The following is a 7486-nucleotide window of genomic DNA, read 5'->3' as shown; positions in this document are numbered from 1 at the left end:
GCCGCAGCCCGCGCCCGTGGCCGTCGAGGGCGCGCCCGCCGCGACCCTGGCCCCGGTGTTCGTCGAGCCGGTCGAGCAGCAGGCCGCCGCCGCACCGGCGGAGCCGCAGCCCGAGGCCGCCGCGGCAGTTGACGCACCGTCGGCCGAGCAGCCCGCGCCCGTGGAGGTCCCGGCCGAGGCGCCCGCCGTCCAGGCCGAGGCCCAGGAGCAGGACCAGGCCCAGCCCGTGCCCGCCGAGACCGAGACCGAGACCGGGGGCGTGCAGCCCGAGGCCGTGAACGCGGAGACGGTCAGTGGCGAGGCCGCCGCGGAGCCGATCCCCGACGCGGCCGCGAAGCCGTCCGGCCGGGGTGCGCACCGGCGCATCTCCGCGTTCCTCGCCGCCCCCGCCGGTCTGCCGCTGCTGGAGCCCGAGGCCCCGGCCGCCGAGGTCTCCGCCGAGCAGCCCCCGGCCGAACCGGCCGAACCGGCCGAGCCGGCCGAGCCGGTCGAGCAGACCCCGGCGGAGGAGCCCGCGCCCGTCGAGCCGGTCGCCGCATCGGAGCCGGAGCCGCAGCCGGAGCCGGAGCCGGAGTCGGAGTCGCAGCCCGAGACCGAGTCCGAGTCGGCCGAGCAGCCCGAGGCCGCTGCCGAAGCCGAGGCGGTCGAGCCCGCAGCCGTTCCCGAGCCCGCAGCCGAGGCCGAAACCGCCGCCGCAGCCGAGGCCGAGGCCGAGGCCGAAACCCCCGTCGAAACCGAGTCCGCCCCCGAAGCCGAAGCCGAAGCCGCTCCCGAAGCCGAAGCCGAAGCCGAAGCCGAGGCCGTCGCGGAGGAGGAGCGTCCGCCCGCCGCCCCGGGCTACGACGAGGCCGGGCGGGAGGCCGTCCACCAGGTGATCCGGGAGCGGCGCGACGTCCGCAACGGCTTCCGGCCGGACGCGATCCCGCACGAGGTGCTGATCCGGGTGCTGGAGGCGGCGCACACCGCGCCGAGCGTCGGCTACTCGCAGCCGTGGGACTTCGTGGTGATCCGCTCCGCGAAGACCCGCCGGAAGATGCACGAACTCGCGGAGCGCCAGCGCGAGGCGTACGCGGACTCGCTGCCCAAGGGCCGGGCGAAGCAGTTCAAGGAAATCAAGATCGAGGCGATCCTGGAGACGCCGGTCAACATCGTGGTGACCGCCGACCGCACCCGCGGCGGCCGGCACACCCTGGGCCGGCACACCCAGCCGCAGATGGCCCCGTACTCGGCCGCGCTGGCGGTGGAGAACCTGTGGCTGGCGGCCCGCGCCGAGGGCCTGGGCGTCGGCTGGGTGAGCTTCTTCGACGAGGAGGAACTCGTCCGCGAGCTCGGCCTGCCCGAGCACCTGGAGGTCGTCGCCTACCTGTGCGTCGGCTACGTGGACGCGTTCCCGGACGAGCCGGAGCTTCAGCAGCAGGGCTGGGCGAAGAAGCGCCCGCTGTCCTGGGTGGTGCACGAGGAGCAGTACGGCAACCGCGCGCTGCCCGGCGAGGAGCCGCACGACCTGCTGTCCGACACCCTGCGCGGCATCCGCCCGCTGGACGCCAAGGCGCTCGGCGAGGCGTGGGACCGGCAGAAGCGGATGACCAAGCCCGCCGGTTCGCTCGGCGTGCTGGAGCTGATCGCGGCCCAGCTGTCCGGCCTGGCCCGGCAGTGCCCGCCGCCGGTCCCGGAGCCCGGCTGCGTGGCGATCTTCGCGGGTGACCACGGCGTGCACGCCCAGGGCGTCACCCCGTGGCCGCAGGAGGTCACCGCGCAGATGGTCGGCAACTTCCTGGCCGGCGGCGCGGTGGTCAACGCCTTCGCCGCCCAGGTCGGCACCGAGGTGTGCGTGGTGGACGTCGGCGTGGCCGCCGAACTGCCGGACGCCATCCAGCAGGGCCGCACCACCGGCCTGCTGCCGCGCAAGGTCAAGCCCGGCACCGACGACATGACCCAGGGCCCGGCGATGAGCCGGGACGAGGCGCTGCGCGCGATCGAGGTCGGCATCGAGACCGCCCGCGACCTGGTCGCGGCCGGCAACAAGGTGCTGATCACCGGCGACATGGGCATCGCCAACACCACCGCCTCCGCCGCGCTGATCTCGGTGTTCACCGAGACCGACCCGGCCGAGGTCACCGGCCGCGGCACCGGCATCGACGACGAGACCCACGCCCGCAAGGTCGAGGTGATCCGGCAGGCCCTGGAGCTGCACAAGCCCGACCCGGCCGACCCGATCGGCGTGCTCTCGGCCGTCGGCGGCCTGGAGCACGCCGCGATCGCCGGGTTCCTGCTCGGTGCGGCCTCGCTGCGCATCCCGGTGATCCTGGACGGCGTGATCGCCGGCTCGGCCGCCCTGGTCGCCAAGGCCATCGCCCCCGAGGTGCTGGCCGCCTGCATCGCCGGGCACCGCTCCGCCGAACCCGGCCACCAGACCGCGCTCGCCAAGCTCGGCCTGCGCCCGCTGATCGACCTCGACCTGCGGCTCGGCGAGGGCACCGGTGCCCTGCTGGCCCTCCCGCTGGTGCAGAGCGCGGCTCGGGCGATGCACGATGTAGCCACCTTCGACTCCGCCGGAGTCACCGAGAAGGCATGACCCGCCGGCGCCGGCCGCCCCCGCAGTGCGAGGGGGCGGCCGCCCCGCCGAACCCGTACCGGCTCAAGGGCGCGCCGGCACCGGGCTCCCCCCAGTGGGGCCGTCCCCGCCGAACGGCCCCAGCACCGCCGCCCACCCAGGAGCTCCCCCTCATGACCGCGCCCACGCCCCACCCGTCCACCCAGGGACTCACCCCGTACCCCGTCGGGCTGCTGCTCGCCGGCCGCCGGGTCGTCGTCGTCGGCGGCGGACAGGTCGCCCAGCGCCGCCTGCCCGCGCTGATCGCCTCCGGTGCCGAGATCCACCTGATATCCCCGGCCACCACCCCCGCCGTCTCCGCGATGGCCGACGCCGGCGAACTCACCTGGCACCAGCGCCCGTACGCGGACGGCGACCTCGCCGACACCTGGTACGCCCTGGTCGCCACCGACGACCCGGCCGTCAACACCGCCGTCTCCGCCGAGGCCGAGCGCCTGCGCGTCTTCTGCTCCCGCAGCGACGACGCCTCCGCCGCCACCGCCTGGACGCCCGCCTCCGGCCACGACTCCGGCGCCACCGTCGCCGTCCTCACCGGCGACCCCCGGCACTCCGCCGCGCTGCGCGACTCCATCGTGGCCGGCCTGCGGGACGGCTCCCTCGCCGCCCGCCAGTACCGCGCCCGGGACGCCGGCGTCGCCCTGGTCGGCGGCGGGCCGGGCGACCCCGACCTGATCACCGTCCGCGGCCGCCGCCTGCTCGCCGACGCCGACGTGGTGGTCGCCGACCGCCTCGCCCCGCGCGAACTGCTCGCCGAGCTGCCCCCGCACGTCGAGGTGATCGACGCCTCCAAGATCCCCTACGGCCGCTACATGGCCCAGGAGGCGATCAACCGGACCCTGATCGAGCACGCCAAGGCCGGCAAGTTCGTGGTCCGCCTCAAGGGCGGCGACCCGTACGTCTTCGGCCGCGGCGGCGAGGAACTGCTCGCCTGCGCCGAGGCGGGCGTCCCGGTCACCGTCGTCCCCGGCATCTCCTCCTCGATCAGCGTCCCCGCGGCCGCCGGCATCCCGGTCACCCACCGCGGCCTGACCCACGAGTTCACCGTCATCTCCGGCCACGTCGGCCCCGGCGACCGCTCGCTGACCAACTGGGCGGCCGTCGCCGGGATGACCGGCACCCTGGTGCTCCTGATGGCCGTCGACAAGATCGGCGCGATCGCCGCCGAACTCGTCGCCCACGGCCGCGACGCGGACACCCCCGTCGCCGTCGTCCAGGAGGGCACCACCGCCGGCCAGCGCCGCGTCGACGCGACCCTCGCCACCATCGGCGAGACCGTCGCGGCGGAGGGGATCAAGCCCCCGGCGGTCATCGTCATCGGCGACGTGGTCGGCGTCCTCAACCCGTAGGAAGAGTTCCCACAGGGGCTCGGGGAACGGCGAGTCGATGCTGCTGGCGGTCGGAGCCCATCGGAGTGTCCGTGCTGCTGCGTGCCGTAACAGGAACCGGAAGCCGATGCGCGCTCCGGCAGTGAACCGTCAGCAGACCCGTGCTCGCCGTTCCCCGAGCCCCTGGCGGGGCTCTCTGCTCCCCTCCCGACGTGCGAAAATCGTCCGGTGTCCGAGCCTCTCACCGTCACCGACGCCGCCGACCCCCGGCTGAGCGACTACACCGACCTGACCGACGTCGAACTGCGCCGTCGCCGGGAGCCCGCCGAAGGGCTGTTCATCGCCGAGGGGGAGAAGGTGATCCGCCGGGCGCTCGCGGCCGGGTACCGGATGCGCTCGATGCTGCTGACGGCCAAGTGGCTGGGCGTGATGGCGGACGTGATCGAGGGGACGGACGCCCCCGTCCACCTGGTGGAGCCCGCGCTCGCCGAGCGGGTCACCGGCTACCACGTGCACCGCGGCGCGCTCGCCTCGATGGAGCGCAAGCCGCTGCCCGCCGCGCCGCAGGTGCTCGCGGGGGCCCGCCGGGTCGCCGTCCTGGAGGGGCTGGTCGACCACACCAACCTCGGCGCGATCTTCCGTTCCGCCGCCGCGCTCGGCATGGACGCGGTGCTGCTCTCCCCGGACTGCGCCGACCCGCTGTACCGGCGGGCCGTCAAGACCTCGATGGGCGCGGTCTTCTCCGTCCCGTACGCCCGGCTCGACCCGTGGCCGGACGCGCTCGGCGCCGTCCGGGACGCCGGGTTCGACCTGCTGGCGCTGACGCCCTCCGGCGCGGAGGACTTCACCGCCGCCCGTCCGCACCTGCTGCCGAAGGCCGCGCTGATGCTCGGCGCCGAGGGCGACGGCCTGACCCCGAAGGCGCTGGCCGCCGCCGACCAGCGGGTGCGGATCCCGATGGCGCACGGCATCGACTCGCTGAACGTCGGCGCGGCCGCCGCGATCGCCTTCTACGCCGTCAACCACGGCTGACGGCCGGGCCGCCCGCGCTCACAGGGCGGCGAACACCGCCGCGTCCGCGTCGTCCAGCACGAAGCCGTTGTCGAACCGGACCCGCACCGAGCTGCGCGGGCCCTGCGCGTCGAACTCCCGCCAGTGCGGCTCCAGTTCGGCGAGCTGCGCCTCCAGCCGGCGCAGGCTCTCCGCCGGCATGGTGTGCCCGTAGTCCTCGAACAGCGCCCGCAGCCGCTCGTACTCGCGCACCGCCTCGGGCGGCGGCAGCTCACCGGTGACCCGGACCACGGTGCCCTCGACGCCCGCGCCCAGCAGCAGGAGGCCGACCAGCGGGCCGTCCTCCCCGGCGGACACCCCGCCCAGCGCCAGGTCCTCGACCAGCCTGACGCGCTCTCCCTCCACCAGGGCCACCGCTCCCGCCACCGTTCCCGCCGCCTCTCCCGTTCCGCTCCGCACCGCCGCCGGACCGGCGCACGGCACCGCCATTATCCGGTGCCCGCCGGGCCGCCGGGCTTCCGCCCGCGCCGGGTCCTCCGGTAAACAGTGCGGTGTGATCATCGACCTGCGGCGGCGGTTCGTCCTCCCGCTCCGCCGCTTCGCCCGGCGCCCCGGCCACCGGGCCCCGCTCGCCCTGGCCGCCCTGCTCGCGCTGGTGCTGGGCCTGCCGCACGGTGTGCCGCACGACGTCCTGACGGTGGCGTTCGTCCTCGGCGGCTTCCTCTGGACCTTCCTGGACGTGCTGTTCCCCCCGGTCACCGTCCCGCTGCTGCTCATCGTCGGCCTGCCGGCCGCACTCCTGGCGATCCGCCACCGCAAGCACCTCAAGCGCCCCGCCCGCCCCGGCAACAGCGCCCTGCTCTGCTGCGCGCTGGGCGTCGCGGCCGTCCTGCTGGGCGAGAGCGTCCCGGGCGAGGACCCCGGACTGCTCGGCCTCGGCACGTTCACCCTGCTCGCCCTCCCGGTCGGCTGGCTGCTCTGGCACCAGACCCCCTGGGCCCGCCGGAACGCCGCCACCACCGCCCCCGGCCGGTTCTGCTGCTGGCGCTGGGCCGCCGCACCGCTGCTGCTCGCCACCGGCGCCCTGCTGGTCCACTACGACGTCCCGGCCGGCGCCCGCTCCGCCCTCACCACCCACGCCGAACACGCCCTCGCCACCGGCGACACCGCACCCGCCTGGGTGGCCGGCTACCGCCTGGAGCAGACCGAACTCGTCGGCGGCGGCGTCACGTTCACCGTCGCGGGCACCGGCGTCTTCGCCCCGCACGGCTACGCCTACTTCCCGCACGGCACTCCCGCGGGCAAGTCCGCTGGGTACTACACCGGACTCGGTGACGGCTGGTACAGCTGGTCGGGCCCCGACCACTTCTGAACGCCCGACCCCTCGCACCCGTCCCTCACGCCGTCCCTCGCACCCGCCCCTCGCACCCGCTCCTCACGCCGCCCGGCGCGCCGCCGGGGGCCCGATCGGCTGCGGTGCGGGCCGCCGCGGGTCGTGGTGCCGGCGGCCGGTCAGGTCGCCGACCCGCAGCACCAGGTCCGCCGCCGGGGGAGCGGGCCACACCGTCAGCAGGTGCTCCTCCACCGGGCGGGCCGCCGTGTCGGCCTCCCGCCCGCGGTCCCGGCCGCGGGTCTGCACCCGCACCCGGTACCAGCCGCGCCCGGCGCGCGCCAGGTTCCCCGGCCCGTCGACGTCCACCCCGTCCCAGGCGCGCAGCCGCAGCTCACCGCTGCTGTACAGCGACAGCTCCACCGCGCTCTCCCACTGCGGCCCCGGCTCCGGCGGCCGCCCCGCGCAGCTCTCCACCGTCAGCCGGATCAGCCCGGTGTGCGTGCCGCACAGCACCGTCAGGTGGTCCGGGCAGCCCGCGGCCACCCCGTTCCCGTGGAACAGCCGGTCCAGCGCGTGCGCGTCCCAGCCGTCCGGCAACTCCGGCCCGTACAGGAAGTACTGGCAGTACGCGACGTGCATCGCGTCCGTCGTCCACATCATGCGGCACATGCTGCCGCCCCGTACTGACAAGCAGTCACCACCCCCCGAAGGCCGTTCGCCCCCGTCCGGTAGCCTCCACGCCATGCCGACCGCGCCGACACCCGTCGTCCTGGAGGGCCGCCGGGTGCGGCTCGAACCGCTCCAACTCGCCCACGTCCCGGCCCTGTTCGCGTCCGGCGGCCGCGACGAGGAGGTCTGGCGCCACCTCGGCGCCCCCACCCCGCAGACCGAGGACGAGCTGCGCGCGATCGTCGCCGCCCGGCTCGCCGACGCCGCCCGCGTCCACCGCCTCCCGCTCGCCGTCCTCGACCGTGCGAGCGGCACCGCGATCGGCACCACCAACCTGCACGGCTGGGACACCGCCACCGGCCGGATCGAGATCGGCGGCAGCCGGCTCGGCCGCCGCTGGTGGCGCACCGGCGCCAACCGGGAGGCCAAGCTCCTGCTGCTGGCGCACGCCTTCGACACCCTCGGCTTCACCGAGGTCCGCCGGCGGGTCGACGCCGCCAACACCCGCTCCCTGGAAGCCGTCACCCGCCTGGG

The 7486-nt window shown here is 75.8% G+C and carries 7 protein-coding genes; 5 read left to right on the top strand and 2 right to left on the bottom strand.

Annotation, left to right across the window (positions count from 1 at the left end; genetic code table 11):
• The 3 genes from cobT to ACFUEL_RS30960 all read left to right on the top strand — a co-directional run.
• Positions 1-2575, top strand: a 2575-nt coding sequence (gene cobT / locus ACFUEL_RS30970) for a nicotinate-nucleotide--dimethylbenzimidazole phosphoribosyltransferase (RefSeq protein WP_380240105.1), incomplete at its 5' end; no start/stop codon positions are given.
• A 152-nt stretch (positions 2576-2727) separates the two neighbouring features.
• Positions 2728-3960, top strand: coding sequence for a uroporphyrinogen-III C-methyltransferase (gene cobA, locus ACFUEL_RS30965; RefSeq protein WP_380240104.1), 1233 nt, complete (start codon positions 2728-2730; stop codon positions 3958-3960).
• Between the two features lie 207 nt (positions 3961-4167).
• Entirely contained in the window at positions 4168-4971 is an 804-nt protein-coding gene (locus ACFUEL_RS30960; protein WP_380240103.1) for a TrmH family RNA methyltransferase, read from the top strand.
• A gap of 18 nt (positions 4972-4989) precedes the next feature.
• On the opposite strand, the gene ACFUEL_RS30955 is transcribed toward ACFUEL_RS30960, so the two are convergent.
• Entirely contained in the window at positions 4990-5355 is a 366-nt protein-coding gene (locus tag ACFUEL_RS30955; protein WP_380240102.1) for a hypothetical protein, read from the bottom strand.
• A 148-nt stretch (positions 5356-5503) separates the two neighbouring features.
• Between ACFUEL_RS30955 and ACFUEL_RS30950 the strand changes: the two genes are divergently transcribed.
• On the top strand, positions 5504-6322 hold the full coding sequence (locus ACFUEL_RS30950; RefSeq protein ID WP_380240101.1) for a hypothetical protein: 819 nt from the start codon (positions 5504-5506) through the stop codon (positions 6320-6322).
• A gap of 63 nt (positions 6323-6385) precedes the next feature.
• Here the strand turns inward: ACFUEL_RS30950 and ACFUEL_RS30945 are convergent, their stop codons facing one another.
• Positions 6386-6943 carry a hypothetical protein gene (locus ACFUEL_RS30945; RefSeq protein WP_380240100.1) on the bottom strand — a complete coding sequence of 186 codons (558 nt, stop codon included), beginning with the start codon at positions 6941-6943 and terminating at the stop codon, positions 6386-6388.
• An 82-nt stretch (positions 6944-7025) separates the two neighbouring features.
• On the opposite strand from ACFUEL_RS30945, the gene ACFUEL_RS30940 reads away from it, so the two are divergent.
• The coding region (locus ACFUEL_RS30940) for a GNAT family N-acetyltransferase (RefSeq protein ID WP_380240099.1) at positions 7026-7486 on the top strand (461 nt) is incomplete at its 3' end.

The organism is Kitasatospora sp. NPDC057198 (assembly GCF_042670125.1).
GTDB lineage: Bacteria > Actinomycetota > Actinomycetes > Streptomycetales > Streptomycetaceae > Kitasatospora.
The sequence above is the reverse complement of the archived record's forward strand: the minus strand, read 5'-3'. Positions and strand labels throughout refer to the sequence as shown.

Bases quoted from the DNA above. Each gene is read 5' to 3' on its own strand.
- cobA (WP_380240104.1), top strand. From the start codon at position 2,728: ATGACCGCGCCCACGCCCCACCCGTCCACCCAGGGACTCACCCCGTAC.
- ACFUEL_RS30945 (WP_380240100.1), bottom strand. From the start codon at position 6,943: ATGATGTGGACGACGGACGCGATGCACGTCGCGTACTGCCAGTACTTC.